1 protein-coding gene is annotated in these 318 nt (G+C 74.2%); it reads right to left on the bottom strand.

Going from position 1 to position 318, the window contains the following annotated elements; genetic code table 11:
* On the bottom strand, positions 1-318 hold a 318-nt coding region (locus ADK60_RS26980), incomplete at both ends, for a beta-ketoacyl [acyl carrier protein] synthase domain-containing protein (RefSeq protein WP_199839772.1).

Here is a 318-nt window from a genome sequence, read left to right as displayed (position 1 = left end):
GGCCAGGTGCAGGGCGACGAGCGAGGAGGAGCAGGCGGTGTCCACCGTCATCGCCGGGCCCTCCAGGCCCAGCAGGTAGGAGATCCGCCCGGACGCCACGCTCGACGAGCTGCCGAGCATCCGGAAGCCGTCCATGCCCTCGATCGGCTCGTGCAGCGGCGGCCCGTACTCCATCGCCATCAGGCCGGCGAAGACGCCGGTGCGGCTGCCGCGCAGGGCGGCGGGGTCGATGCCGGCGCGCTCCAGGGCCTCCCAGGAGGTTTCCAGCAGCAGGCGCTGCTGCGGGTCCATCGCGGTGGCCTCGCGCGGGCTGATGCC

It is taken from the genome of Streptomyces sp. XY431 (assembly GCF_001279805.1).
In the GTDB taxonomy this organism is placed as follows: domain Bacteria; phylum Actinomycetota; class Actinomycetes; order Streptomycetales; family Streptomycetaceae; genus Kitasatospora; species Kitasatospora purpeofusca.
The sequence above is the reverse complement of the archived record's forward strand: the minus strand, read 5'-3'. Positions and strand labels throughout refer to the sequence as shown.